The following is a 25557-nucleotide window of genomic DNA, read 5'->3' as shown; positions in this document are numbered from 1 at the left end:
CCGCCTACCTCCGGCGGGCGCGCCCGCGGCCGATGCGGCGACGGGGTCGGCGTTCGGGAGGGTTTCCGCGGCCGGGAGGGCGACATCCGATCAGGAGTCCTCCCGAATGCCGTTCACCACCCGGACGAGGGCCGGTCGGCGATAGGGATCAGCCACGCGCGACCGCCAGGCCCGGCGCGGTGACCAGCACGCTCTCGCGCTCGCGCACCGTCGCGCTCCCGGCCCGCCAGAGCGCGACGACCGCCCACACGAACAGGCCGACGACCATCGCGTTGCGCGCGAGCAGCACGAACGCGGCGAACGGGTGCCCGTCGATGAGGGGCATGTACAGGATCGGGAAGACGAGCGTCGTGAGGAAGCAGGTCGCGGCCATCCACTGCGCGGGGCGCTTCCACGCCGCCGGCGCGACGGCGAGGCCCACCGCCACGATCGGCGCGAGCCACATCATGTACTGCGGCGAGCCCACCTTGTTGAAGACGATGAGCGCGGCGGTGAGGGCGAAGCTGCCGCTCAGGACGAGCTTCTGCTCGAGCTGCGGAGACAGGCGATTCTGCGACACCGCGAGTCGGCGCGCGCGCCACAGCAGGAGCACGATGACGACGAACGAGATCGGCATGAGCCAGCCGACGATCTCACCCGCGAGGTGCGCACCGGGGCCTGCGACCTCGCGCGTCGCGAGTACGTAGTTCTGCTGGATCTGCGAGCCCGGGATGCCGAGGACGGTCGCCCACACCCACGGGGTCGCCACCGGCGCCTCGAGCTGCAGTGAACGGTCGCCCTGGATCGTCGCGAAGCTCAGCAGGTTCGAGCCGCCGCCGTAGATGATGACGGTCGCGGCGACGACGGCCGTGACGGCGACGCCGCCGAGGATGATGCGCAGACGGGTGGATGCCACCGTGACCGCAGCCGCGGCGATCGCCGCAGGCCAGACCTTGATCCAGGTGGCCGCGGCGATGAGTGCGCCCGCGACGGCGGGACGACGCAGCAGCACGACGAGACCGGCGATCGCGAGGGGGGCCGAAAAGCCCTCGAGCCGCAGCATCGACACCGGCGCGAGCAGCACGACGATCGCGAGCCAATACCACGCGGCACGGTAGCCCGAGCGGCGACGGAGGTTGCCCGTGAGGGCCAGCACTGCGAGGAGGTTCGCGACGATCATGAGCACGAACCAGCCGAGCTGGTAGTTGTAGGCCCCGGCGGCGATCGCGCCCATGATGGGGGCGAGGGCGCCCGCCGGGTAGACCCACGGCATGTCGATGACGGGCCAGTACCCGAGCTTCGCCTGCTCGGCCCACAGCCGGTACAGCGGCAGGTCGCCCTGCGTCTGACCGGCGATCATCGTCGGCAGGAGGGCGAGGAAGAACATCGCGTGGACGACCGCGAAGCCGATCATGAGACCGCGGGGCGTCTGCGCCGCGCGCAGGAACGGGCCGCGCAGGGCGGCGATGCGCGCGATGCGGGCCTGCCAGGCATCCGAAGGCCGAGCCTCCGCCGGGGCGACGGGGGACTGGAGGGGCTCAGGGGCGTGCTGGGGGGCGCTCGTCACTCGCTTGAGTGTAGAGACGTCGGCCGCGTGGCAGGTGCACAGGACATGTCGATCACCTGGCAATTTGCTGAGCGCCGGAGTGCCGCGAAGGCCCGCCGGCCGACCGAATCCGCCCTGCGGGGGAGGCTCCGGCACCCGGTTCCCCCTAGCGTGGGAGGATGAGCGAGCTGAGCCCCGCGCCGCGCCTGACGACAGCGCAGCGCCGACAGGACGTGTGGCTCGCGGCGGGTCTTCTCGTCGCCGCCGTGCTGAGCGCGTGGCTGGGCAGCACGGCCAGCGTCTACGGCACCGAGTCGGCGCCGTTCTCGTGGGCGCTCGTATACGCGGTCGCACTGACGGTGCCGATCGCCTTCCGGCGGAGGGTGCCGATCGTCGTCCTCGTCGTCATCGCGGTCGCGTTCTTCACCGGGGTGTCGCTGCGCATCCCCGAGGTCTACGTCGGCAACGTCACCCTCTTCATCGCGATGTACACGGTCGGCGCGTGGGTCGAGGATCGGCGCCGCGCGACGCTTGCGCGCGTGCTCGTGATCGTCGGCATGTTCGTGTGGCTCACCGTCGTCACGTTCGAGGCGTCGGCCGGCGATGACGGCGGACTGTCCCGGGCGGGCCTGTTCTCGCCCTTCGCGGCGTACATGGTGCTGCAGTTCCTCGTGAACGCCGCCTTCTTCGGCGGCGCGTACCTCTTCGGCGAGCGCGCGTGGTTGCAGGCGCGCTCGCGCGCGGCGCTCGAAGCGCGCACCGCCGAACTCGAACGCGAGCGCGAGCTCACGGCGGCGCAGGCCGTCGCCCTCGACCGTGTGCGCATCGCGCGCGAGCTGCACGACGTCGTCGCGCACCACGTGTCGGCGATGGGAGTGCAGGCCGGTGCGACCCGCGTCATGCTCGACCGCGACCCCGCCGCCGCACGGGCGGGGCTCGAGGCCGTCGAGCAGTCGGCGCGCGACGCCCTCGTCGAGCTGCGCCAGCTGCTCGACACACTGCGCACGCCGGATGCCGAGACGCCCGGCGACTCGACGCTCCACCTGAGCGCGCTCCCCGATCTCGTCGCGCACGCGGGCGCCAACGGACTGCCGACGACGCTGACGATCGTCGGCGACGTGCGCCCTCTGCCCGAGCTCATCGAGGTCAACGTCTACCGCGTCGCACAGGAGGCGCTCACGAACGCACGCCGGCACGGTGGTCCGGGCGCGTCCGCCGACGTCCGCGTGCGCTACGGCGCCGATGGCGTGGAGCTGGAGGTCACGAACGTCGGACGTACCGCGGTGGCGGCCCGCCCCGGGCTCGGCCTCGTCGGCATGCGCGAACGGGCGGCGGCCTCCGGCGGCACTCTCGACGCCGGTCCGCGCCCGCGCGGAGGCTTCCGCGTACGCCTGCACGTGCCGCACTCGGCGACGGACGCAGGCGTGGATGCCGGTGCTCATGCGGCGGCTCCCGCATGAGCGAAACGATCCGCGTCCTCCTGGTCGACGACCATGCCGTCATGCGGGCCGGATTCCGCATGATCCTGGAGGCCGAGCACGACATCACCGTCGTCGGCGAGGCGGCGTCCGGGCTGCAGGCACTGACCGCGGCATCCGAGCTCCGCCCCGACGTCATCTGCATGGACGTGCAGATGCCCGACATGGACGGGCTCGAGGCCACGCGGCGGATCGTCGCGGACCGCGCCCTCCAGTCGGCCATCGTCGTCGTGACGACGTTCGACCGCGACGACTACCTCTTCCAGGCGCTCGAGGCGGGGGCGAGCGGATTCCTCCTCAAGAACGCCGGACCCGAGCAGCTGGTCGAGGCGGTGCGCGTCGCGGCGGCCGGCGACGCGCTGCTCGCCCCCGCGGTGACGCGACGCGTGATCGAGCGCTTCGCGGCATCCCCCTCGAGCCCCGGCCCGGCGGTCGCGACGCCCCGAGCAGCGGCCGACGGGACCGCCGAGGCAGTGGCGACCGCCGAGCTGGCCCTGCTCACCGAGCGCGAGCGTGACGTGCTGCGCCTGCTCGCCGACGCGCGCAGCAACGCCGAGATCGCCGCCGAGCTGTACATCGGCGAGGCGACGGTGAAGACGCACGTCTCGAACGTGCTGCAGAAACTCGGCGTCCGCGACCGCGTCGCGGCGGTCGTCTACGCGCACCGCCACGGACTCGCCTGAGTCCTCCCCGTGTCGGAGCCCGCCGCGGCGAAATCCCCCGGCCGGGGGAGGCACGCAGCATGTCGCAGCCGTAGCGTCGGAACCATGCTGGAACTGAACGGGATCACCAAGAGCTACGGCACGCACCGCGTGCTCGACGACGTGTCGTTCACCGTCGCCCCCGGCCGTATGACGGGCTTCGTCGGCGGCAACGGCGCGGGCAAGACGACGACGATGCGGATCACCCTGGGCGTGCTCGCCCGGGACGGCGGCACCGTCACCCTCGGCGGCACGGGGGTGACCTCGGCCGACCGGCGCCGCTTCGGCTACATGCCCGAAGAGCGCGGCCTCTACCCGAAGATGAAGGTGCTCGAGCACATCGTCTATCTCGCACGCCTGCACGGCTTCACGGCGGCGGATGCCGGGGCCCGCGCGCGCGCCCTGCTCGAGCAGCTCGGTCTCGGCGAGCGCCTCGGCGACAACGTCGAGACGCTGTCGCTCGGCAACCAGCAGCGAGCGCAGATCGCCGCCGCGCTCGTGCACGACCCCGAGGTGCTGATCCTCGACGAGCCGTTCTCGGGTCTCGATCCGCTCGCCGTCGACGTCGTCGCCGGCGTCCTCGCCGAGCGCGCCGCGCAGGGGGTCGCCGTGCTCTTCTCCTCGCATCAGCTCGACGTCGTCGAGCGGCTGTGCGATGAGCTCGTCATCATCGCCGACGGCCGCATCCGCGCCGCGGGGACCCGCGACGCCCTGCGCGCCGACCACGCCCAGCGCCGGTTCGAGCTCGTCTCCGACGCCGATCTCGGCTGGCTGCGCGAGGAGCCCGGCGTCGAGGTGCTCGACTTCGACGGGGGCTACGCGCAGTTCGGCACCGATACCGACGAGACGGCGCAGCGGGTGCTCCAGCGCGCCCTCGCGGCGGGAGCCGTGCGCGGCTTCACCCCCCAGCATCCCTCGCTCGCCGAGATCTTCAAGGAGGTCATCCAGTGACCACGTCAGCCCCCACCGTGTCCCCCGCGCCCACACCGCCGGCCGCGCCCAGCTTCGCGCAGAGCGCGTGGCTCGTCGCCGAGCGCGAGATCTCGTCGAAGCTCCGCAGCAAGGCCTTCATCATCTCGTTCGCGATCCTGTTCATCGGCGCGCTCGCGCTCGTCGTCTGGGCGGGGTTCCAGGCCAAGACCGTCTCGACGACGTCGGTCGCGGTTACCGCCGACGCGCAGCAGTACGTCAGCGGCATCCCGAACCTCGACGTGACACAGGTCGAGAGCCGCGACGCCGCCGATGCGCTCGTCACGTCCGGCGACGTCACCGCGGCGATCGTCGCCGATACGTCTTCGCCGACCGGCTTCGCGCTCGTCGCCGACGACTCGGCGCCGACGTCGCTGCTCATGACGTTCGCGCAGGTCCCGACCGTCGAGCTCCTGAATCCCTCCACGACCGATCCGGGCCTCCGCTACATCGTCGCGATCGGGCTCGGCATCATCTTCCTGCTGTCGGCGCAGCTGTTCGGCTCGACGATCGCGCAGAGCGTCGTCGAAGAGAAGCAGACCCGCGTCGTGGAGCTGCTGATCTCGGCGATCCCGGTGCGGGCGCTGCTGGCGGGCAAGGTGCTCGGCAACACGATCCTCGCGATGGGCCAGATCCTCGTTCTCGCCGCGATCGCCGTCGTCGGGCTCACCGTCACGGGCCAGAGCGAAGTGCTGCAGGTCATCGGCGCGCCGCTCGCGTGGTTCGCGGTGTTCTTCCTGCTCGGGTTCATCCTGCTGGCGGCGCTCTTCGCCGCGGCCGCCGCGATGGTCTCGCGCATGGAGGACGTCGGCTCGACGACGGCGCCCCTCATCTACCTGATCATGATCCCGTACTTCCTCGTCATCTTCTTCAACGACAACCCCCTCGTGCTCGGCATCATGTCGTACGTGCCGTTCTCGGCGCCCGTCGGCATGCCCATGCGCCTGTTCACCGGCGAGGCGCAGTGGTGGGAGCCGCTGCTGTCCCTCGGCATCCTCGCCGTCACGTGCGTCGGCGCGATCTGGGTCGGCGCGAAGATCTACGAGAACTCGCTGCTGCGCATGGGCGCACGCGTCAAGCTGTCGGAGGCACTGCGGGGCTGAGATCACGGGCCGTCATCGCGCCGCGGTTCACGATCCGCGGCGCGATGACGCCGTGCATGAGGATGCTGCCGACGACCGTGAAGACCATCACGGCGAGAACGTCGAACGACTCCGCGTCGGGCAGCTTGTTGAACGCCAGCAGACCGAAGACGATCGTCGCCGTGCCGCGCGGCCCGATGAAGCCGATCATGGTGCGCTCGCGCCACGGCAGCGACGACCCGAGCATCGACAGGTACACCGGGATGACCCGGAACACCGTCAGCGCGAGCACGGCGACGAGGAGCAGCCGCAGGTCGAACCCGTCCAGGATCACGACGACCGTCATCGCGCCCAGCACGAACCAGACGAGGTTCGCCGCCAAGGTTCCCGCCTCCTCGACGAGCAGCACCTCGGTGTGCGGGATCGTGTGCTCGGTCGTGCCGCGCGTGCGCATGAGGCGATAGAGGATACCGGCGACGAATGCCGCGACGAAACCGTTGGCCGCGACCGCCGAGACGGTGGCCGTGCCGAAGGCGAGGAGCGGCACGATCAGCATGACGTAGCGGATGCCTGCGGCGGAGGCCCACCCGCGCTCCACGGCGAGGCGGGCGAGGAACCCGAAGAGACCACCGAAAGCCACCCCGACGATGATCGCGACGAGCGTCGCGGGCACAGCGCCGACGAACGCCAGGACGAACTCGGTGAAATGCTCTTCGAGCTGCGCCTCGGTGGCGGCGTCGATGCTGTCGGCGTTGGCCGCGGCGAGCAGCGTCGGCAGCACGACTGCGGCCGCGAGCGCCATCGCGAACACCGGCGAGACGAGGCCGTCGTTGTAGCCGCTTTCGACGTTGAGGATCTGGCGGATGCGCGGGGGGATCCGCGGCGAGCGCAGGAGCGCGGCGGCGGGCGCGAAGTCGGTCGGCATGACCACGCAGGCGATCACGAGAAGGACGAACACGTTGAGGTTCGGCAGGATCCAGATGCCGCTCACGACCACCGCGAGGAGAGACAGCGGCAGGGCGATCAGGACGAGCCGAGCGATCGTGCGCCCCTCGCCGCCGAAGACGCCGCCGCGCACCTCGCACGCGTCGACGAACAGGAGCACCGCGAGGATCAGCTCGACGACATGCTCGGCCGACTCGCTTCCGACGGCCTCCGCGAAGCCGTTCACGTCGATGAAGACGAGCCCGGCACCGGCGAGAGTGAGCACCGCCGGCCCCGCGACGCCGTAGCGTGCGAAGCGATGCTCGACGAGCGACCACAGGGCGATGGCGACGAAACCGCAGAGGAAGATCAGCGGCATCCGTCCTCCCCTGTGACTCCCCACGGCCGCGGCCGAAGCGACGCGCGCCGCCCGTCGATACTGTAGCGGGTGCGCTCCGTCAGCTCGTCCCGGTCGCGATGACCGAGAGGACGTTGCCCGCGGGGTCGCGGAACCAGGCGATGTCCGGGCCCCGACCGCGCGAGATCCCACGTTCGTCGGTGCCGTAGTCGGGGTCTTCGTAGATCTTCGTGACGATCCCCGCCGCGTTCAGCTCGTCGACCGCGGTGTCGATGTCGGCGACGACGAGGTTCAAGACCGTGAAGGATGCCGGAGCATGATCGCCCTTCGGATAGGCGATGACCTGCCCGCCGCCCGGGAGGGCGATCTCGAGGATCCCCATGGCGTTCACCTGAACGGCGAGACCCAGGCTCTCGCCGTAGAACCGCTCCGCCGCGCCGATGTCGTCGACGGAGAAACCGGAGAAGGCGTTGTGGATCGTGACCATCGGACACTCCCGTCTGCGCGGCTCAGCGCTCCACGAGGATACCGTCCGCGTCTGCCCAGACGTAAGCACCCGGGCGGAAGACGACGCCCCCGATCTCCACGGGGACGTCGACCTCGCCGACGCCGTCCTTCGCACTCTTGCGCGGGTTCGACCCGAGGGCCTTCACCCCGAGCGGGAGCGCTCCGATCGCCGTACGGTCGCGGACCGCACCGTGCACGATGATCCCGGCCCAGCCGTTCTCAACGGCGGATGCCGCGATCAGGTCGCCGACGAGGGCCGACTCGAGCGAGCCGCCGCCGTCGACGACGAGGACGGCGCCCTCGCCGGCCGTCGCGAGCGTCGCCTTGACGAGAGCGTTGTCACGGTGGCAGCGAACGGTGCGGACCGGGCCGTGGAAGGCGACGTGCCCGCCGATGTCGTGCAGCTGCAGGGCGAGCGCGTCGAGTTCGTCGCCCCGTTCGTCGTACAGATCGGCCGTCGCGATGGTGGTCATGGATGCCACGCTACGCCGGAGGCGCCCGCGCCGCCGAGGAGCGCAGAGGCGAAATCCGGGGATTCTTCCGCGCTCGTGGATTCCGCGGGAACACATCCGCTGTGCATACCGTTGCATGAATCGGGTTCTCCGGGCGCTCCCGCAGAACACCACTCGAAAACCGGGCCGACGACGTCCCTCCCCATCCAGACACCCAGGAGACGCCATGAGCCCCGCAGTCACCGAAGCCCCCATCCTCGACGTTCTCGCCGAGCGCTGGAGCACCCGCATCTTCGACGCCGAGACCCCGATCGACGAGGCCGCGCTCGCGAGCGCGCTGGAGGCCGCACGCTGGGCGCCGTCGGCCAACAACACGCAGCCGTGGCGCTTCGTCGTCGCGCGCCGGGGCACGACGGAGCACGCGCAGATCGTCGCCGCACTGATGGGCTTCAACCAGGCATGGGCCGCGGATGCCGCCGCGCTCGTCGTGTTCGCGGCCTCGGCATCGCTCGACGGCAAGCCGCTGCCGTGGGCGGCCTACGACACCGGCCAGGCCGCCGCCCACTTCACGGTGCAGGCGCACGCGTCGGGTCTGCACACGCACCAGATGGGCGGTTTCGACCGCGCCAAGATCGCCGAGGACTTCGGCTTCGGCGATGACATCGCCGCCGTCACGGTGATGGCCGTCGGTGCTCTCGGCGACGTCGCAACCGCTCCCGAGGCGCTGCGCGAGCGCGAACTGGCCCCGCGGACGCGCCGGCCGATCGCGGAGTCGGTCGTCGTCGACGCCTGAACCGCGCCGCGCGCACGAAGGTGGCGCATGCGCCGGGATCCCCCGCAGGTTCCCCGGCGTATGCGCCACCTTTTTGGCGCATGCGCGTATGCGACGCGAGCGCTCGGCTTGTTGTCCCGCAGATGCGGAACTATCGTCCCTTTCATGACGCATTTCAGGATCAGCGAGGCGGCCTCCTTGATCGGAGTGAGCGACGACACCGTCCGCCGGTGGGGCGCGGACGGCACGCTCGACATCTCACTCGACGCCGCGGGGCGCCAGGTCGTCGACGGCGCACAGCTCGCGCGCCTCGCGCAGAGCCTCGCCGCAGACGTCGCCGACGTGGGCGACGTCCGCCGGAGCGCGCGCAACCGGTTCACGGGGCTCGTCACGAAGGTCGAGCTCGACGGCCTCATGGCACAGGTCGAGATGCAGTGCGGACCGCACCGCGTCGTCTCCCTCATGTCCTCCGAAGCCGCCCGCGAGATGCGGCTGGAGACCGGATCCAAGGCTGTCGCCGTCGTGAAGGCGACGATGGTCATCCTCGAAACCGAGAAGGACACCCTCGCATGACCGCGATCCGCCGCCGCACACTCGCAGCGCTGACCGTCGTCGCCGGCCTCGCTCTGGCAGGCTGCGCCTCCGCGCCCGCCGCGCCGGACGTCGCTTCGCCCACCCCCACCGCGAGCGGATCGGAGCTCTCGGGTGACCTCACGATCTTCGCCGCGGCATCCCTTTCGGGCGCGTTCGACGAGCTCGCGACAGAGTTCGAGAAGCTCCACCCGGACCTCGATGTCGCGCCCATCAGTTACGACGGCTCGTCGGTGCTCGCCACGCAGCTCCTCGGCGGCGCCGCCGTCGACGTCTTCGCCTCGGCGGACGAGAAGAACATGGCGAAGGTGACCGACGGCGCCCTTGCGACCGAGGCCGTGCCGTTCGCGACGAACACCCTCGAGATCGCGGTGGCCCCCGGCAACCCGAACAGGATCTCGTCGCTCCAAGGCCTCGCCGCGCCCGGCCTCACGGTCGTCGTGTGCGCCGCCGAAGTGCCCTGCGGCTCGGCGGCGCAAAAGCTGCTCACCGCGGCGAACGTCACCCTCACGCCGGCGAGCGAGGAGCAGAACGTCACCGCCGTGCTCACGAAGGTGAAGTCGGGCGAGGCGGACGCGGGCCTCGTCTACCGCACCGACGTGACCGCCGCGGGCGACGCCGTCACGGGCGTCGAGATCGACGGCGCGGATGCCGCGACGAACGTCTACCCGATCACTGCGCTCACCGGGGCTCCGAACCCGGAGGCCGCACGCGCGTTCGTCTCATTCGTCCTCTCCGCAGACGGCCAGAGGGTGCTGAAGAGCTTCGGCTTCGGAGCCCCGTGACCGCGGTGTGGGCGCACCGACGGCCGCCCGCGTGGCTGATCGTCCCGGCCGGCATCGCGACGCTCCTGCTCGCGATGCCGTTCGTGGCGCTCCTCGTGCGCCTGGACTGGGCGGGCGTGCCGGCGGCGATCGCGGCGCCGGCCGCGCTGCAGGCCCTCGTGCTGTCGCTGACCACGGCATCCATCGCGACCGTCGTGTGCCTCGTGCTGGGCGTCCCGCTCGCACTCGTCATCGCGCGGAGCACGGGAGCCCTCGCCGCGACGCTCCGCACACTCACCGCACTGCCCCTCGTGCTGCCGCCACTCGTCGGCGGGATCGCGCTGCTGTCGCTGTTCGGACGCGCGGGCCTGCTCGGAGGAGCCCTCGCCCTCATCGGCGTCCGCATCCCGTTCACGACCGTCGCGGTGGTCATCGCCCAGACGTTCGTCGCCCTGCCGTTCCTCGTGATCTCGGTCGAGGGCGCGCTGCGCACGAACGGCACGGCCCACGAGGCGGTCGCCGCCTCGCTCGGCGCGGGGCGTTTCACGGTGTTCCGGCGGGTGACGCTGCCGCTCGTCGCACCGGGGCTCGTGGCCGGCACGGTGCTCTGCTTCGCGCGGGCGCTCGGCGAGTTCGGCGCGACCGCGCTCTTCGCCGGCAACGCTCCGGGTGTCACCCGGACGATGCCGCTGGCGATCTACACGGCGTTCAACGGCGCGGGTGTCGGTGAAGACACCGCGATCGCGCTCTCGCTGCTGCTCATCGCCGTCGCGGTCGCCGTTCTCGTGCTGATGCGCGGGTGGAAGGCCGACGCGATCCGATGACTCTCTCCGCCGACATCCGCTGCCGCACGGGCGGCTTCGCCCTCGAGGTCGCCCTGCGCGCCGAGCCGGGCGAGGTCGTCGCCGTGCTCGGGCCGAACGGGTCGGGCAAGTCGACCCTGCTCGGAGCCATCGCGGGGCACCGCCCCGACGCCCAGGGCACAGTGACACTGGGCACGGAGACGCTGGGCGCGCGCACGATCGACGCCCGCGTCCCCGCCGAGGAGCGCCGGATCGGTCTCCTCGGCCAGCGCGCGCTGCTGTTCCCGCACCTCACGGCCCTCGAGAACGTCGCCTTCGGCCCCCGCGCGCAGGGTGTCGGGCGCGAGGCGGCGCGGGAACGAGCGCGCGCGCATCTCGCGGCCGTCGGGCTCGAGAGCCTCGCCGAGCGGCGGCCGCATCAGCTCTCCGGCGGTCAGCAGCAGCGGGTCGCGATCGCACGCGCACTGGCCGCCGGCCCCGACGCGCTGCTCCTCGACGAGCCGTTCTCGGCCCTCGACGCCCTGACCGCCACCCAGGTGCGCCGGATCGTCGCCGAGCTGCGCGATCGTGTCGCGATCCCGATCGTCCTGGTGACGCACGATGCGATGGATGCCGTCGTGCTCGCCGCTCGCACGATCGTGCTCCGCGAGGGTCGTGTGGAGCAGGAGGGCCCGACGGCCGAAGTGCTCGGGCATCCGCGCTCCCCCTTCGTCGCGGCCGTCGCGGGGCTGAACCTGCTGCGCGGCACGGGCGCGGCCGACGGCGCCCTCACGGTGCCGTCGGCCGCGGGGCCCGACCTGCGCTTCCGCGGGCACGGTGCGGCGCTCGCAGGGGGCGCGCCGGGCTCGGCCGCCTTCGCTCCTGCGGCAGTGCGGCTGCGCCCCCTCGCTGCGGGCGCGGACGGCGTCGGAAACGCCGACAACGCATGGGCGGGGACGATCGAACTCATGGAACCGGCGCCCGGAGGCATCCGTCTGACATGCCGGGAAGCCCCGGAGATCGCGGTGACCTGCCCGTCGTCCACCGCCGCGGCGCTCGGAGTCGCGACGGGCACGCGGTTTCTCTTCGACATCGGCGAGGACGAGGTCTCCGTGCGCTCCTCCGAGTGACCAGTGCTACTGTTGCCAGCCAGCCGAGAAGGGGGTGACCGATGACGATCACGCCGATGGCGGCCGGCGCGACACGTGACGCGCAGGCACGACGACTGCCCTCGACGGGTATGGTCGCGGATCGATTCCGCCGCCCCCTGCGCGACCTGCGCATCTCCCTCACCGACCGCTGCAACTTCCGCTGCGTCTACTGCATGCCGCGCGCGGTCTTCGGGCGCGACTACGCCTTCCTCGACCACGAGGAGCTGCTCACGTTCGACGAGATCGAGCGCATCGCCCGGATCTCGGCGGCGCACGGTGTCCGCAAACTGCGCCTGACGGGCGGCGAGCCGCTGCTGCGCCGCGGCGTCGAAGACCTCATCGCACGGCTCGCGGCGCTCCGTGCTCCCGGCGGTGAGCGCCTCGAGATCGCCCTGACGACGAACGGCTCGGCCCTCGCGGTGAAGGCGCAGGCGCTGAAGGATGCCGGGCTCGACCGTCTGACTGTCTCGATCGACTCACTCGACGACGAGCTGTTCCAGCGGATGAACGACGTCCGCTTCCCCGTTGCGCGCGTGCTCGACGGAATCGACGCGGCCCACGCCGCGGGCATCGGCCCGATCAAGCTCAACATGGTCGTCAAGCGGGGCGTCAACGACGGCGAGGTCGAGGCGATGGCGACGCGCTTCAAGGGCACCCCGTACACACTCCGCTTTATCGAGTACATGGACGTCGGCACGTCGAACGGCTGGGAGCTCGACGAGGTGGTGCCCGCCGCCGAGATCGTCGCCCGCGTCGGGGCACTGTTCCCCCTCGAGGCGATCCCTGCGGCGGTGCCCGGCGAGACCGCCCGCCGCTGGCGGTACCGCGACGGCGGCGGCGAGATCGGGGTCATCTCCTCCGTCACGAACACCTTCTGCGGCACGTGCAATCGCGCCCGGATCTCGACGGAGGGCAGACTCTTCACGTGCCTGTTCGCGACGGAGGGGCACGATCTGCGCGCGCTGCTGCGCGGCGGCGCGAGCGATGACGAGCTCGCGACGGCCATGGCATCCATCTGGGGCGCGCGTGATGACCGGTACTCGGAGGAGCGCGCGAGTCTCACGCCCGAGCTGCGCGCCGCGCGGCAGCGCATCGAGATGAGCTACATCGGCGGCTGAGTCCGGTTCCGGGGCGGGCTTCGGTGATCGGGTGCCGGCGCGCAGCGCGACTCCGGGGCGGGCTTCGGTGATCGAGTGCCGGCGCGCAGCGCTGGTGTATCGAGATCACGCTCAGAGGCCGACCCACTCCGAGACGCCGTCGTCGTAGTGCTGACGCTTCCAGATCGGCACGCCGCGCTTGATCTCCTCGACGAGCAGTTCGCACGCCGCGAACGCCTCGGCGCGGTGACCCGCCGAGGCCGCCGCGTACAGCGCGACATCTCCGATGCGCAGGTCGCCGATGCGGTGCACGGCGGCGACGCGGCATCCGGTCTCCTCGTGCACGCGAGCGACGATGTCGGCCAGGAATCGCCCGGCGTCGGGGTGCGCGCGGTAGTCGAGCGCGCGCACGGAGCGCCCGCCGTCGTGATCGCGGACGACACCGCAGAAGAGGACGACCGCGCCGTCGGCATCCGACCCCACCGCGTCGCGGGCGGCCGCCTCGTCGATCGGACCCTCGACCACGAGCGCGTGCAGGGTCACGGCCGCGCTCCCTCGACCGCGGCGACCTCGAACGCGCCGGTCTCGACCTCTCCGCCGAGTGCCGCGTAAGCGCGGATGCCGCCGGCGAGATAGGCGGCCTCGAAGCCGCGCTCCTCCAGCACGCGCGCGGCGCGCTGCGAGCGCGGGCCCTGCGCGCAGTAGACGAGGATCGCTGCGCCCGGCTGAGGGCTCGCCCCCGCCTCGAGGTCGGGGAGGGGCAGCAGCTCGCCGCCCGGGATGCGCTCACGACGGGCCTCGTCCGGCCCGCGCACATCCATCAGGCGCACAGGTTCGCCGGCGCGGAGGCGCCGCAGGAGCTCGGCCGCGGACACCGCGTCGGCGGCCCCGTCCGCGTCGCAGCGGGCCCCGGCATCCGACAGCGTCGTGACGGGCGCGCGCGTCTCGTCGACGGCGTAGGCGACCTCCCGCGTGCGCGCCGTGAGGGCGTCGTAGAAGAGGACACGGCCGAGCAACGGGTCTCCGATACCGGTGATGAGCTTGATCGCCTCCGTCGCGAGGAACGAACCGACGGCGGTGCACAGACTCGGCAGTACGCCGCCGAGTTCGCACGAGAGCACCTCGCCCTCCGGAGGCGGCGCGTCGAAGAGGTCGCGGTAGCCGGGGCCATGGCCGGGCCAGGAGACGCCGACCTGCCCTTGGAAGCGCAGGATCGAGCCCCACACGAGGGGCACACCGGCGAGTTCGGCCGCATCGGCCGCTAGGTACCGGGTCGCGAAGTTGTCGCTGCCGTCGACGAGGAGGTCGTAGGACGACAGGATGCCGGGCAGCGTGGCGCTGGTCGCGCGCACCCGGTGGACCTCGACCTCGGTGTCGGGGTCGATCGCGTGGAGCGTGTCCCGGAGCGAGTCGACCTTCGCGCGGCCGATGTCGGCGACGCCGTGACTGAGTTGCCGGTGAAGATTGGATAGCTCGACGGCGTCGTCGTCGATGATGCCGATCGCGCCGACGCCGGCGCCGGCCAGGATGGGCGCGACGGCGCTCCCGAGTCCACCCGCGCCGATCAGGAGGACCCGCGCCGCGCGGAGCCGGCGCTGAGCGAGCTCGCCGAAGCCTGGCAGCGCGAGCTGACGGCTGAAACGGTCGATGCGTTGGGGCTCCAAGGCCGGGCCCGGCTCCACGAGCGGGTTCATGGCTCACAGAATACGATGACACTCATGTCGATCGTGACGGTGCGCTACTTCGCCGCGGCCTCCGAGGCCGCGGGCCGCGAGCAGGAGGAGCTCCTGCTCGATGCGAACGCGACCATCGGCACCCTCAGCGCCGAGCTGCTGCGTCGCTACGGCGACCCGATGGGGCGCGTGCTGCGCTCGGGCTCGTTCCTCGTCGACGGCGTCGCCCGACGCGACCCCGCGCACCCCGTCGGGCGCCAGGTCGACGTCCTGCCGCCGTTCGCCGGCGGGTGACACCGTGCCCGTGACGCCGCCGCAGACGCCCACTCCCGACGAGCACGCGCGTGCCGTCGAGGCTCTCGTCGCCCCGGTGCTCGCGCGCCTGGCCGACCCGGACAGCGCCGAGCGGATCGCCCTCGACATCGAGGCGCTCGGTCGCGTCGTCGCCGCCGACATCACGAGTCCCGTCGCCGTGCCGCCCTTCGCGAATTCGCAGATGGACGGCTACGCCGTCTGCGCCGCCGACATCGCCGCGGCGTCGGCCACGGCATCCATCCGCCTGCCGATCGCCGCGACGAGTGCGGCGGGCGACGCCGTCGGCACGCACACTCCCGGCACGGCGACGGCCATCATGACCGGAGCGCCCCTGCCGCTCGGCGCCGACGCCGTCGTGCCGATCGAAGTCGTCGATCCGCCACGATTCGTCGGCATCGGCGGAGGCATCCACGAGACGCCGGCGGATGCCGCGGTCGCCTTCCTCGCTCCGACGGCGCCGGGCGCGTTCGTGCGCGATGCGGGCGCCGATCTCGCGGTCGGCGACACGATCCTGGATGCCGGAACGCGCCTCGGCGCAGCGCAGCTGGGCGCGCTCGGCGCTGCGGGGATCACAACCGCCCCGGTGCGGCCGCGGCTGCGCGTACTGCTCGTCTCGACCGGGCACGAGTTGCGCGCGCCCGGGGAAGCCCTCGGCAGCGGACAGATCCACGATGCGAACACCTCGTCGCTCAGCGCAGCCCTCGCGGAGTGCGGCGCGATCGTCGAGCCGGCGTTCGCCCCCGACGACGCAGCCGCGGTGCACCGCGCGCTCGCGACCCATCCGAACGTCGATCTCGTCGTGACGACGGGCGGAGTCAGCGCGGGCGCCTTCGAGGTCGTGCGGGATGCGCTCGAGCCGGCGGGTGTGCGCTTCGGGCACGTCGCGATGCAGCCCGGCGGTCCGCAGGGTCTCGGCGCGGCGCGGCTCGAAGGTGCGGGGCGCGAGGGTGCGGGGCGCGAGGTGCCGGTCGTCGCGTTCCCGGGAAACCCCGTCTCGGCGCTGCTGTCGTTCGAGATGTTCCTGCGTCCCGTCCTGCGGACGGCTGCGGGACTCCCCCCGCACCGCCGCGCCGAGCGCGCCCCGCTCGCCCACGACATCACGTCACCGGAGCACAAGCACCAAGTGCGTCGCGGCGTCCTGCGCCCGGACGGTACCGTCGAGGTGAGCCCGCCCGGCTCGCACCTGCTGCGCGACTACGCCCGCGCGACGGTGCTCGTGCACGTCCCGATCGGCGTTTCCGCCCTGCCGGCGGGCGCCGAGGTGGAGATCTGGAGGATCGATGAGTGACCTGACGCACCTGCGCGCCGACGGATCCGCGCACATGGTCGACGTCACCGATAAGGCGATCACTCGTCGCGAAGCGCGCGCGCAGGCCGTGCTCGTCACGACCCCCGACGTCGTCGCCCGCATCGCGGACGGGACGCTCCCGAAGGGCGAAGCGCTCGGGACGGCTCGGCTGGCCGGCATCATGGGCGCGAAGCAGACCTCGACGCTCATTCCGCTGTGTCATCCTCTGCCGCTCACCAAGCTCGCCGTCGACCTCGAGCCGCAGGGTGACCGCGTGCGCATCGTCGCGACCGCGGTCACCAATGGCGTGACCGGCGTCGAGATGGAGGCGCTGACCGCGGCCACGATCGCGTCGCTCACTCTCTACGACATGATCAAAGCCGTCGACAATCTCGCCATCATCACCGACGTGAAGGTGCTCGCGAAGTCGGGCGGCAAGAGCGGCGAGTGGTCGATCGAGTGAGCCGCACCGCCGCCGTCCTCGTCGCCTCGACCCGCGCTGCGGCGGGCGTCTACACCGACCGCACGGGTCCGATCATCGCGGCCTGGCTGCGAGAGCGCGGCTTCGGCGAGGTCGATCCGGTCATCGTCGCCGACGCTGACGTCGGCGACGCCCTCGCCGCGCTCGTCTCCGCCGCGCCGGACCTCGTGCTGACGACCGGGGGCACGGGCGTCGCCCCCGGCGACCGCACCCCGGAGGCCACGCGGGCGTTGCTGGATGCCGAGCTCCCGGGCATCCCGGAGGAGGTGCGTCGCCGCGGTGCGGCCGTCGCGGCATCCGCTGTGCTCAGCCGCGCTGTCGCCGGGGTCGCGGGACGCACGGTCGTCGTGAATCTGCCCGGCTCGCCCGGGGGGGTGCGCGACGGGCTCGCGGTGCTCGACGACGTCCTGGATCACCTGCTCGACCAGCTCGCCGGCGGGGACCACGTCTGACGGCGATCAGCGCCAGGACCTTGCTGCCGCCGACATCGTCTACTGCGCCGCCACCGCCGCCGCCTCGCTCGCGCTACGCTCCTGACCGACGGCGCTCCGGACGCAGCGCCTCGAGACGTCAGTCGTCGAGCAGCTCAGCCTCGATCACATCGTCATCCGCGCCGGTGGATGCCGCGGCATCCGATCGCTCGCCGGGCGCAGCCCCGGTGCTCGTGAGGACGAGCCCCGAGCCGTCGGCCGCGACATCGACGCGGACGAGGTCGCCGTCGTGCACGCCGCCCGAGAGCAGCGCCATCGCGAGACGGTCCTGGATCTCGGACTGGATGAGGCGACGCAGCGGCCGCGCCCCGAAGATCGGGTCGTACCCGCGCTCGGCGAGCCACGCCCGCGCGTCGGGCGTCACGGCGAGCGTGAGCCGACGGTCGTGCAGCCGTCGCTGCAGCGCATCGACGGAGAGCTCGACGATCTGCGCGAGGTCGTCCTCGCTGAGAGCGGCGAACATCACCACGTCGTCGAGCCGGTTGAGGAACTCGGGTCGGAACGCCTGGCGCACGAGTGCCATCACCTGTTCGCGCTTCTGCTCGATGGTGAGCAGCGGGTCGATGAGGATCGGCGACCCGAGGTTCGACGTCAGGATGAGGATCGTGTTCGTGAAGTCGACCGTGCGCCCCTGGCCGTCGGTGAGACGGCCGTCGTCGAGCACCTGCAGCAGGATGTCGAAGACCTCGGGGTGCGCCTTCTCGACCTCGTCGAGCAGCACCACCGAGTACGGGCGGCGGCGCACGGCCTCGGTGAGCTGCCCGCCCTGCTCGTATCCGATGTACCCCGGAGGGGCGCCGACGAGGCGCGCGACCGAGTGCTTCTCGCCGTACTCCGACATGTCGATGCGCACCATGGCGCGCTCGTCATCGAAGAGGAACTCGGCGAGCGCCTTCGCGAGCTCGGTCTTGCCCACGCCGGTCGGACCGAGGAAGAGGAACGAGCCGGTCGGTCGGTTCGGGTCGCTGATGCCCGCGCGCGAGCGCCGCACGGCGTCGGAGACGGCCTTCACAGCGTCCTTCTGTCCGATCAGCCGCTTGCCGAGTTCTGCCTCCAGGTGCACGAGCTTCTCCGACTCGCCCTGCATGAGGCGCCCCACCGGGATGCCCGTCCATGCCGCGATGACGGCGGCGATGTCCTCGTCGGTGACCTGCTCGTTGACCATGCGCTCACCGGTCGGGTTCGCCTCGGCACGCTCGGCCTCGGCGACCTCCTGCTCGAGGCGCTTGATCGTCTCGTACTCCAGCTTCGACGCGCGCGCGTAGTCGGCTTCGCGCAGCGCCCGGTCCCGGTCGGTGTACGCCTGGTCGAGCTGCTTCTTCAGCTCGCCGACGCGGTTGAGTCCCGCGCGCTCCTTCGCCCAGCGGGCTTCGAGTGTCGCGAGTTCGGCCTCCGCGGCATCCATCTGCTCACGCAGCTTCGCGCGGCGCTCCTTGGACGCGTCGTCCTTCTCCTTCTTGAGGGCGAGGTCCTCGAGCTTCATACGGTCGACCTGGCGCCGCAGCTGATCGATCTCGACGGGCGACGAGTCGATCTCCATCTTGAGTCGGCTCATGGCCTCGTCGATCAGGTCGATGGCCTTGTCGGGCAGCTGACGGCTCGGGATGTAGCGATTCGACAGGGATGCCGCGGCCACGAGCGCAGCATCGGCGATCGTCACGCCGTGGTGCGCCTCGTAGCGGCCCTTGAGGCCGCGCAGGATCGCCACCGTGTCCTCGACCGACGGCTCCCCGACGTACACCTGCTGGAAGCGGCGTTCGAGCGCGGCATCCTTCTCGATGAACTCGCGGTACTCGTCGAGGGTCGTCGCGCCGATGAGGCGCAGCTCGCCGCGCGCGAGCATCGGCTTCAGCATGTTGGATGCCGCGACCGACCCCTCGCCGCCGCCCGCGCCCATGAGCACGTGCAGCTCGTCGATGAAGGTGATGATGCGACCGTCGGACTCGGTGATCTCCTTGAGGACGCTCTTCAGGCGCTCCTCGAACTGGCCGCGGTACATCGCGCCCGCGACGAGCGCGGAGATGTCGAGCGAGACGAGCTCCTTGTCCTTGAGTGACTCGGCGACGTCGCCGGCGACGATGCGCTGGGCGAGGCCCTCGACGACGGCGGTCTTGCCGACGCCGGGCTCGCCGATGAGGACGGGGTTGTTCTTCGTGCGGCGCGTGAGAACCTGGCTGACGCGGCGAATCTCGCTGTCACGCCCGATGACGGGGTCGAGTTTGCCCTGGCGAGCACGGTCGGTGAGGTTGATCCCGAACTGTTCGAGAGGGCTCTTCTGCTCCTCCTGCCCGGGTTGGGGCTGTGCGTTCATGCGTTCTCCTGAATTCTGCGCGACTCAAAGTTGAGTCATCTACGCTCAAGTTTAGCGCGCCCAGCCCCCGAGGACAAGAGGGGTCGACGTCACGCAGCCTCCGTGGCGGACGTGCAGGCGAACCGCGCGCGGTACGCGGTCGGGCTGAGGCCGAGCATGCGGGTGAAGTTCTGCCGCAGCACGGCGGCCGAGCCGAATCCGCTTTCGAAAGCCACGGCATCCAGCCCCAGGTCCGTCTGTTCGAGCAGGCGCTGCGCGTGGATGATGCGCTGCCGGGCGAGCCACGCGGCGGGCGTCGTGCCGTAGTCGGCCTTGAAGCGGCGGGCGAATGTGCGCGGCGACATGTGCGCGCGAGCGGCGAGCTGGTCGACGGAGAGGTCGAGGCTGAGGTTCTCGAGCACCCAGTCGGTGATCGGCGAGAGCGAGAGCGACGTCGTCGCGGGCAGCGGTGCCGCGATGAACTGCGCCTGCCCGCCGTCGCGCTGCGGGGGCACGACCATGCGCCGCGCGATCGTGTTGGTCATCTCGGCGCCGAGCTCGATGCGCAGCAAGTGCAGGCACGCATCCAGCCCCGCCGCCGTGCCGGCGCTCGTGATGATGCGCCCGTCCTGCACATAGAGGACGTTCGGGTCGACGTCGATGTCGGGATACATCGCGGCCATGGTGTCGGCGTAGCGCCAGTGCGTCGTCGCACGCCGACCGGCGAGCACCCCCGCGGCCGCGACGACGAACGCGCCGCTGCAGACCGTCAGCACCCAGGCGCCGCGCGCGACCGCGCGCCGCACGACCTCGCAGACGCGCTCGTCCACGTGCGCCCAGGCCGATCGCGGGATCGGCGTGATGACGACGAGGTCGGCCTCGTCGGCGAAGGCGAGGTCGGCCTCGACGTTGATCGAGAAGCCGATGTTGCTCGGGACGACGCCCGGATCGGGTGCGACGATGCGGAAGTCGAAGGTCGGGATGCCGTCATCCGACCGGTCGAGCCCGAAGGCCTCGCACGCGAGGCCGAACTCGAACGGCGCGAATCCGGGCTGCACGACGCACGCGATGGTGTTCATGGCAGAAATCATACACACATCGTCGTTTCTGCCACTCGTGACACTATTCGCATGCTCGTAGCGTTTCTGCCATGATCACCGTTCTCGTCCTCACCGGCCTCTTGTCCGCCGCCGCGATCGTCACCACCGCCCGCGCCCTGCGGGTCGACGGCTACCGCCGGGTCCCCACCGACTCGTCCCGGCTGCCGTGATCCGCTGAGCCGCGCCCGTGTGCGCAACTCCTTCGATCACGCGGCCTGCGCATCGTCGAAACGATTCGTCGGGCCGATTGGGACCACAGTTGAGGAGTTAGGAACGTCGGGGCAGCGCCCGCACGGCGTCGAGCAAGACGCCGGCCGACCGCGCCCAGTCGAAGCGCGCGATGTGAGCGGTGCCCGCGGCGACGACCTCGGCGAGACGGGCCGGATCGTCGAGCGATCGCACGGCGGCGGCGAAGGCCGCGGCGTCCTCTCCCGGCGCGTACAGCGCACCGCCCCCCGCGACCTCGCGGAAGATCGGCATGTCGGTGACGACGGCCGGCACACCGAGTTCGAGCGCTTCGGCCACCGGCAGCCCGTACCCCTCGTCGAGGGATGCCGAGACGAGGACCGCCCGATCGGCGAGGAGCGCGGCGTACTCGGCATCCGTGACGCCGCCGTGGAGCACGACCGCCGCCCCCGCCGGGTCGACGAGCGCCTCGAGCTCGGCGCGGCGGGTCGGCGAGATGCGCGACAGCAGGTGCAGCGTCCGTCCGGGGAGGGACGCCGCCGCGCGGATGAGCGTCTCGACGTTCTTGTACGGCATGAACGAGCCCATGTACACGAGATTCTGCGCGCCCGGCTCGACGGCCGCCTCGGGCGGGAGCAACGCAGCGAGCCGCTGAGGCGCATTCGGGATGACGACGACCGGGCGCTTCGTCAGCTTCACCCGGGCGAACTCGGCGGCGCTCGTCTCGCTGACGGTCGCGACGACGTCCGCGGCATCCAGCGTGAGCCGCTGCGGCACGTAGGAGAGGTGGAAGAGGCGCCACCCGAGCCGGACGTACCAGGGCAGGTCGCGCGGGGGCGTGCGGTGCCGGTAGTAGATCGTGTCGTGCAGCGTCAGGATGAGCCCGAACCGGCGGCCCAGAGATCCGATCGTCTGCATCGGCGAGAAGACGACGTCCGGCCGGTAGCGGTTCAGCAGCAGCGCCGTGAACGGCTCACGCACCGCCGTCGGGGCGTGGATCGTGAGCGTGCGAGCGCCGTCCGGGAGGAGCGGGATCTGCGCGGCATCCCACACCAGGAAGACGACCTCGATACCCGCCGCGGGGGCCGCGGCGTGAACCGCGGCGGCGAGCTCCGCCGAGTAGCGGCTGATGCCGTCGTGGAAGTCGGTGCGGATGTACCGCGCGTCGAAGAGCAGCCGCATGTCAGCGCCTCACGCGTCGAGAGGTTCGCCGCGGTAGAGCTTCTCGAAGGTGTCGAGGGTCTTCTCGATGTCATGGATCTCGACGCCGTCGAGCGAAGCCTGCTGCATGCGCAGGTACTCTTCAGGCGACGCGGTCAGGACGAGGCGGAGCTTGTCGGCGAGGTCGTCGACGTTCCCCGGCTCGAAGAGGTAGCCGTTCTCGCCGTCGTGAACGAGGTGCGGCAAGGCCACGGCGTTCGCCGCGACGACGGGCAGGCCCGAGGCCATGGCCTCCATCGTCGCGATCGACTGCAGCTCGGCGATCGACGCGATCGCGAAGACATCGGCCTTGCCGTACGACGCGCGCAGTTCCTCTTCGTCGACGCGACCGTGGAAGGTGACCCGATCCTGGATGCCGAGGCGCTGCACCGTCTGTTCGAGGTTTCGACGCTGATCGCCGCCGCCGACGATGTCGAACGTGATGTTCGGCAGCTCCGGCGCGAGCTTCGCGACGGCGCCGAGCGTGACTTCCACGTGCTTCTCGGTCGTAAGGCGGCCGACGAAGAGGACGCGGTGGTGCTCGCGCGGGGTGAGGTCGGGGGTGTAGTTGCGCTTGTCGATGCCGCAGCTGATCGGGATGACACCGTGGATGTCGATCGTCTGCTCGAGAAACTCCGCCGCCTTGCGGGTCGGGGTCGTGACGGCGCGGGACATGTCGAACGTGCGCTTGGCGTCCTCCCACGCGAGCTTGACGACGACCTTGTCGAGCACGGGCGGCAGGGTCGTGAAGTCGATGATGTTCTCGGCCATCACGTGATTCGTCGCGACCACCGGGATGCCGCGCTGGTGGGCGATGCGCGTGAGCCCGCGCCCGATCACGATGTGCGACTGACTGTGCACCACGTCGGGCCGCACCTCGCTGAGCACCTTGCGGGCGTAGTGCTTGCTGCGCCAGGGCCACACGAAGCGCAGCCAGTCGTGCGGGGGCCAGCGCACGCCCGGAAGGCGGTGCACGGTGAGATCTTGGCCTTCGATGTTCTCGGTGAAGGTGCCGTGGTTGCGGTGGCCGACACTGGGCGTGACGACGTGGACGTCGTGGCCGCGGCCGGCGAGACCGGCGGAGAGCCGCTCGGCGAAACGGGCGGCTCCGTTGACGTCGGGAGCGAACGTGTCGGCCGCCATCACGATGGTCAGCGGCGTGCGTTCGGGGTCGCCGTCGCCGGTCGCGGGCGATGTCGCGTGGGGAGTCACGGGATGGTGGCTGCCTATCTCTGCGGCGTTTCCGACGGGGTCTGTCGGTGATGCGTCGAGTCTACCCGAGGGGCTTTCCGGGGCTGGGGCCGACACCGCGGCCGCAGGCTCGTCGCGGCCCCGCCGTCACCGCTCCGCCTACCCTGGAGGCATGATGCGCCTGGATGCCGACGCCGACCCGACCCGCTGGGTGCCCGTGACCGGATCGCTGGGTCTGCGCGGCCGTCGCCACCGCAAGAAGGCGATCGGGATGCTGCTGGCGCAGGCGAACGCGGCGATGGGCGCGACGCCGCGGACAGGCGGCGGCCGGGTCGCGGCCTGGGCGATGAGTCAGGCGGTGCCGATGCTGCTGCGTAAGGCCGACGGCCGGGTGCTCGTGTGGGTTTGGAAAGACGATCCCGAGCTCGTGGTCGCGCTCGCCCAGGTGCAGCAGGCCACGCCGCAGCTGCGCGCGGCGCGGGCGATGATGCCGATGGAGTACGACGACACCGAGGATTTCCGCAGCCCCTTCCTGGGCGCGGGTGAGAAGCTCGCGGTGCCGCTTCCGCCGGCGCGGCCGGTCGGCACCGGGGCGGATGCCGCGGCATCCCCTCCGCCGTACGTCACCTACACGTGGGACACGGGCGACGCCTTCGTCACGCTGACCGCGGTCGGCGGCGATCGTGAGCGCTTCGGCACCGCGGACTCCGCCCTCGACGCGCTCGCACGGAGTCTGCGCCTCGTCGGCGACGTCCCCCTCGCGGGATCGGGAGACGTGCTGCGGCTCGGCCCGAGCTGAGCCGTTCGTCTCGGGGGAGAGCGACCGCGTGCCATCATGACGGCATGGTGAACCCTGCGAGCCTCGCCCCCGCCTCGACCGCGCGGCGGCTGGAGGCGGGTACCGCGGCGCGGAAGAACACCCCGCGCCGACGCCTTGCCGACCTGGTCGTCGACGGGCGTGATCCCCTCGGCATCCTCGCGGCGCAGAATGCCACGCGCGGCGCCGACCTCGTCCCCCTGCGGCGCGAGCGCATGTCGGAGAGCGCGTTCGCCTTCTACCGAGGAACGGCCGCGCTCATGGCGGCCGACCTCGCCGCAGGCCCCAGCAGCGGCATCCTGGTCGCCTCGTGCGGCGATGCGCACGTGTCCAACTTCGGGTTCTACGCGTCACCGCAGCGCACCCTCGTCTTCGACCTGAACGACTTCGACGAAGCGGCGTGGGCGCCGTGGGAGTGGGATCTCAAGCGCCTCGTCGCGAGCATCGTGATCGCGGGGCAGTCGACCGGGCGCGACGAGGCGGCCACGACGAGCGCGGCGCGCTCCGCCGTGCGCCAGTACGCCACGTCGCTGCGCCAGGGCACGGCGGCAGCCCCGCTCGCGCGGTACTACCAGCACTTCGACGCGGCCGGAGGCCTCACCGGCGGCAGCAAGGCGTCGCGACGCGTCCTGACGCGCGCGATCGCCGACGCGTCGAGGCGCACGACGGAGCAGGCGGCGCGCAAGCTCACCCGAGTGGATGCCGAGGGCCGCGTCCGCTTCATCGAGACTCCTCCCACGATGACGGTGCTCGACCCGGATGTCGCCGCGTCCGTCAGCGACGCGCTGGCGGCCTACCTGGAGACGACGCGCGCCGACATCCGCCTGCTGCTGAAGCACTACGAGATGGCCGACACGGTGCGCCGAGTCGTCGGGGTGGGGAGCATCGGGACGAGATGCTACCTGTCGGCGCTCGTCGACGGCGACGGCTCGATGCTCCTGATGCAGACCAAGGAGGCAGGGCGCAGCGTCCTCATCGACCACGGCCGCTGCGCACAGCCGCCCGACCTCGACGGACTGATCCGGGCCCGGGGGCAGGGAGCGCGCGTCGTGGCGATGCAACGGATCCTGCAGGGCGTCTCCGACCCTTTCCTCGGGTTCTTCCGCGGAGAGCGCGACTACTACGTGCGTCAGTTCCGCGACATGAAGGGCGGCATCGACGCCGAGGTGCTCGACGACGAGTCTTTCGCCCTCTACGCCCGGGCGTGCGCCGCCGTTCTCGCACGTGCGCACGGGCAGTCGCCGTCGGCCGGGGAGGTGGTCGGCTACATCGGGGACGGGCGCATCGTCACCGACGCGATCGTCGCGTGGTCGCAGGCGTACGCCGACCTCTCACGTCAGGACTTCACGGCGTTCGCCGCCGAGGCGTGAGC

General features: G+C 71.5%; 26 protein-coding genes. 16 read left to right on the top strand and 10 right to left on the bottom strand.

All coding sequences use genetic code 11. The features are described 5' to 3' along the window. Nucleotides 1–148: 148 nt before the first annotated feature. Nucleotides 149–1546, bottom strand: coding sequence for a hypothetical protein (locus WFI52_RS09135; RefSeq protein ID WP_336626715.1), 1398 nt, complete (start codon nucleotides 1544–1546; stop codon nucleotides 149–151). A 158-nt stretch (nucleotides 1547–1704) separates the two neighbouring features. Between WFI52_RS09135 and WFI52_RS09130 the strand changes: the two genes are divergently transcribed. From WFI52_RS09130 to WFI52_RS09115, 4 genes are all read left to right on the top strand, one after another. Next, the gene (locus WFI52_RS09130) at nucleotides 1705–2985 is read left to right on the top strand and encodes a sensor histidine kinase (RefSeq protein ID WP_336626716.1); all 1281 of its coding nucleotides are present in this window, start codon (nucleotides 1705–1707) and stop codon (nucleotides 2983–2985) included. Further along, entirely contained in the window at nucleotides 2982–3686 is a 705-nt protein-coding gene (locus WFI52_RS09125) for a response regulator transcription factor (RefSeq protein WP_336626717.1), read from the top strand. The genes WFI52_RS09130 and WFI52_RS09125 overlap by 4 nt, the downstream gene beginning before the upstream one ends. A gap of 84 nt (nucleotides 3687–3770) precedes the next feature. Next, the gene (locus WFI52_RS09120; RefSeq protein ID WP_336626718.1) at nucleotides 3771–4655 is read left to right on the top strand and encodes an ABC transporter ATP-binding protein; all 885 of its coding nucleotides are present in this window, start codon (nucleotides 3771–3773) and stop codon (nucleotides 4653–4655) included. Beyond that, the gene (locus tag WFI52_RS09115; protein WP_336626719.1) at nucleotides 4652–5776 is read left to right on the top strand and encodes an ABC transporter permease; all 1125 of its coding nucleotides are present in this window, start codon (nucleotides 4652–4654) and stop codon (nucleotides 5774–5776) included. The genes WFI52_RS09120 and WFI52_RS09115 overlap by 4 nt, the downstream gene beginning before the upstream one ends. Here the strand turns inward: WFI52_RS09115 and WFI52_RS09110 are convergent. From WFI52_RS09110 to rraA, 3 genes are all read right to left on the bottom strand, one after another. After that, complete coding sequence (locus WFI52_RS09110) at nucleotides 5748–7058, bottom strand: cation:proton antiporter domain-containing protein (RefSeq protein ID WP_336626720.1); 1311 nt, start codon at nucleotides 7056–7058, stop codon at nucleotides 5748–5750. The genes WFI52_RS09115 and WFI52_RS09110 overlap by 29 nt on opposite strands. Before the next feature lie 79 nt (nucleotides 7059–7137). Further along, nucleotides 7138–7524, bottom strand: a complete 387-nt coding sequence (locus WFI52_RS09105) for a VOC family protein (RefSeq protein ID WP_336626721.1) — start codon at nucleotides 7522–7524, stop codon at nucleotides 7138–7140. A 22-nt stretch (nucleotides 7525–7546) separates the two neighbouring features. Further along, nucleotides 7547–8017 (bottom strand): ribonuclease E activity regulator RraA, encoded by a 471-nt coding sequence (gene rraA, locus WFI52_RS09100; protein ID WP_336626722.1) that lies wholly within the window; start codon nucleotides 8015–8017, stop codon nucleotides 7547–7549. A 205-nt stretch (nucleotides 8018–8222) separates the two neighbouring features. On the opposite strand from rraA, the gene WFI52_RS09095 reads away from it, so the two are divergent. From WFI52_RS09095 to moaA, 6 genes are all read left to right on the top strand, one after another. After that, entirely contained in the window at nucleotides 8223–8789 is a 567-nt protein-coding gene (locus tag WFI52_RS09095; protein WP_336626723.1) for a nitroreductase family protein, read from the top strand. A 144-nt stretch (nucleotides 8790–8933) separates the two neighbouring features. Further along, nucleotides 8934–9341: a TOBE domain-containing protein gene (locus WFI52_RS09090; RefSeq protein WP_336626724.1), complete on the top strand. Its 408-nt coding sequence runs from the start codon at nucleotides 8934–8936 to the stop codon at nucleotides 9339–9341. Further along, nucleotides 9338–10144 (top strand): molybdate ABC transporter substrate-binding protein, encoded by an 807-nt coding sequence (gene modA / locus WFI52_RS09085; RefSeq protein ID WP_336626725.1) that lies wholly within the window; start codon nucleotides 9338–9340, stop codon nucleotides 10142–10144. The genes WFI52_RS09090 and modA overlap by 4 nt, the downstream gene beginning before the upstream one ends. After that, nucleotides 10141–10947 carry an ABC transporter permease gene (locus tag WFI52_RS09080; protein WP_442927729.1) on the top strand — a complete coding sequence of 269 codons (807 nt, stop codon included), beginning with the start codon at nucleotides 10141–10143 and terminating at the stop codon, nucleotides 10945–10947. Before modA ends, WFI52_RS09080 begins: the two co-directional genes overlap by 4 nt. After that, complete coding sequence (locus WFI52_RS09075) at nucleotides 10944–12035, top strand: sulfate/molybdate ABC transporter ATP-binding protein (RefSeq protein WP_336626726.1); 1092 nt, start codon at nucleotides 10944–10946, stop codon at nucleotides 12033–12035. Before WFI52_RS09080 ends, WFI52_RS09075 begins: the two co-directional genes overlap by 4 nt. A 41-nt stretch (nucleotides 12036–12076) precedes the next feature. Next, complete coding sequence (gene moaA, locus WFI52_RS09070; RefSeq protein WP_336626727.1) at nucleotides 12077–13174, top strand: GTP 3',8-cyclase MoaA; 1098 nt, start codon at nucleotides 12077–12079, stop codon at nucleotides 13172–13174. 111 nt (nucleotides 13175–13285) lie between these two features. On the opposite strand, the gene WFI52_RS09065 is transcribed toward moaA, so the two are convergent. Together WFI52_RS09065 and WFI52_RS09060 are read right to left on the bottom strand one after the other, a co-directional pair. Further along, entirely contained in the window at nucleotides 13286–13696 is a 411-nt protein-coding gene (locus WFI52_RS09065) for a molybdenum cofactor biosynthesis protein MoaE (RefSeq protein WP_336626728.1), read from the bottom strand. Beyond that, a complete protein-coding gene (locus tag WFI52_RS09060; RefSeq protein WP_336626729.1) occupies nucleotides 13693–14847 on the bottom strand; it encodes a ThiF family adenylyltransferase in 1155 nt (384 codons plus the stop codon). The genes WFI52_RS09065 and WFI52_RS09060 overlap by 4 nt, the downstream gene beginning before the upstream one ends. Nucleotides 14848–14871: 24 nt before the next feature. Between WFI52_RS09060 and WFI52_RS09055 the strand changes: the two genes are divergently transcribed. From WFI52_RS09055 to WFI52_RS09040, 4 genes are read left to right on the top strand one after another with little or no spacing between them, the layout of a single operon-like run. Continuing rightward, entirely contained in the window at nucleotides 14872–15120 is a 249-nt protein-coding gene (locus WFI52_RS09055) for a MoaD/ThiS family protein (RefSeq protein WP_336626730.1), read from the top strand. Between the two features lie 4 nt (nucleotides 15121–15124). Next, entirely contained in the window at nucleotides 15125–16429 is a 1305-nt protein-coding gene (locus WFI52_RS09050; protein WP_336626731.1) for a molybdopterin molybdotransferase MoeA, read from the top strand. After that, on the top strand, nucleotides 16422–16892 hold the full coding sequence (moaC, locus tag WFI52_RS09045; RefSeq protein WP_336626732.1) for a cyclic pyranopterin monophosphate synthase MoaC: 471 nt from the start codon (nucleotides 16422–16424) through the stop codon (nucleotides 16890–16892). Before WFI52_RS09050 ends, moaC begins: the two co-directional genes overlap by 8 nt. After that, entirely contained in the window at nucleotides 16889–17362 is a 474-nt protein-coding gene (locus WFI52_RS09040; RefSeq protein WP_336626733.1) for a MogA/MoaB family molybdenum cofactor biosynthesis protein, read from the top strand. The genes moaC and WFI52_RS09040 overlap by 4 nt, the downstream gene beginning before the upstream one ends. A 118-nt stretch (nucleotides 17363–17480) precedes the next feature. Here WFI52_RS09040 and WFI52_RS09035 read toward each other — a convergent pair whose 3' ends face one another. The 4 genes from WFI52_RS09035 to WFI52_RS09020 form a co-directional block, all read right to left on the bottom strand. Continuing rightward, nucleotides 17481–19712 carry an ATP-dependent Clp protease ATP-binding subunit gene (locus tag WFI52_RS09035; protein WP_336626734.1) on the bottom strand — a complete coding sequence of 744 codons (2232 nt, stop codon included), beginning with the start codon at nucleotides 19710–19712 and terminating at the stop codon, nucleotides 17481–17483. Between the two features lie 89 nt (nucleotides 19713–19801). After that, nucleotides 19802–20770, bottom strand: coding sequence for a helix-turn-helix domain-containing protein (locus WFI52_RS09030; protein ID WP_336626735.1), 969 nt, complete (start codon nucleotides 20768–20770; stop codon nucleotides 19802–19804). A gap of 288 nt (nucleotides 20771–21058) precedes the next feature. Next, nucleotides 21059–22159 (bottom strand): glycosyltransferase, encoded by a 1101-nt coding sequence (locus WFI52_RS09025; RefSeq protein WP_336626736.1) that lies wholly within the window; start codon nucleotides 22157–22159, stop codon nucleotides 21059–21061. Between the two features lie 9 nt (nucleotides 22160–22168). Further along, nucleotides 22169–23320, bottom strand: coding sequence for a glycosyltransferase (locus WFI52_RS09020; RefSeq protein WP_336626889.1), 1152 nt, complete (start codon nucleotides 23318–23320; stop codon nucleotides 22169–22171). Nucleotides 23321–23540: 220 nt separating this feature from the next. Here WFI52_RS09020 and WFI52_RS09015 point away from each other — a divergent pair, with 220 nt between their 5' ends. Together WFI52_RS09015 and WFI52_RS09010 are read left to right on the top strand one after the other, a co-directional pair. Next, a complete protein-coding gene (locus WFI52_RS09015) occupies nucleotides 23541–24167 on the top strand; it encodes a hypothetical protein (RefSeq protein ID WP_336626737.1) in 627 nt (208 codons plus the stop codon). A gap of 44 nt (nucleotides 24168–24211) precedes the next feature. Next, entirely contained in the window at nucleotides 24212–25555 is a 1344-nt protein-coding gene (locus tag WFI52_RS09010) for a DUF2252 domain-containing protein (protein WP_336626738.1), read from the top strand. The last annotated feature ends 2 nt before the right edge of the window (nucleotides 25556–25557 follow it).

This window comes from Microbacterium sp. MMO-20, from assembly GCF_037147735.1.
Classification (GTDB): Bacteria; Actinomycetota; Actinomycetes; order Actinomycetales; family Microbacteriaceae; genus Microbacterium.
Note: the sequence above shows the minus strand (reverse complement) of the source record. Positions and strands in the feature narration are given on the sequence as shown.